The following is a 951-nucleotide window of genomic DNA, read 5'->3' on the forward strand; positions in this document are numbered from 1 at the left end:
AGCAGCAATGTTGCCAAAATATCGTTTAAAGAGATGAAAATTTCACAAATATTTTTGCTTTTATTTTCTGTTTTTTCGTTTGGACAGAATAGTGATTTAAAAATTAAAATTATTAATGATACTATTAAAAAAGTTTCTTTTTACGAAAATTGTAATATAATCTATTCAATAAAAAACACATCAACAAAAACTTACGTTCTTATTTTGGATTCTGATAACTTTAATGAAGCTCAATATGAACCTGTAGATTCAATATTCGTAGGATTACCAGATTATCATGTTTATGAAAATGAAAGTGAAATGACTCCACAATTTAGTTTCGGAAGCCATGATTATATAGAATTTTTTGATTTTGACAAGCATTCTAATTCATTAAATGAGTTCGCAACAAAATTTTCAAATTTTTATAACAATGAATACGATACAAAAATAGCATATAGAATTTCTCAAAAGTTAATTGTTTTAGGACCGGGTGAGGAAAAAATATTTACTACCAAAATTAACTTTCCAAATTATAGAATGCGTTATTATAATATGACTGATAAGGGAAAATATTATTTTCAAATTTCTTTGTACAACCCTAAAAATATTTCAAAAGGATTTACGGAAAAAATAATTGATAAAGAAAAAAAAGTTACAATCTTTGAAGGAAGAATTAGATCTAATATTATTACACTCATTTACGAAGTTTATAAAGAATGGAAATAAAAACACTGCTGCTAACATTGTATTAACAAAAGCGGGCTTGAATACTCAAATTGAAAATTTGAATATTCTTCGCCGCCACTGCTTTTCAATTCCACATTTTTTTGTAATTTAGTTTAACGAAAAAAGCAATTGCTAAGGTTGGTCTTAGTTGTACTTTTCGGGTGTAAAAGCCCGCACTTCGGCAATACTTTTTCGTTAGCGGTAATAGTATCAAAACACTGTCTAAACTGAAAATCTAATGAC

Annotated in this window: 1 protein-coding gene; it reads left to right on the forward strand. The window is 26.9% G+C overall.

Features of this window, described 5'->3' with window-relative positions; translation table 11 throughout:
• Positions 1-33 precede the first annotated feature (33 nt).
• The gene (locus AC4AGG_RS16580; RefSeq protein WP_489773132.1) at positions 34-708 is read left to right on the forward strand and encodes a hypothetical protein; all 675 of its coding nucleotides are present in this window, start codon (positions 34-36) and stop codon (positions 706-708) included.
• The last annotated feature ends 243 nt before the right edge of the window (positions 709-951 follow it).

This window comes from Chryseobacterium sp. CG10_8, from assembly GCF_058117085.1.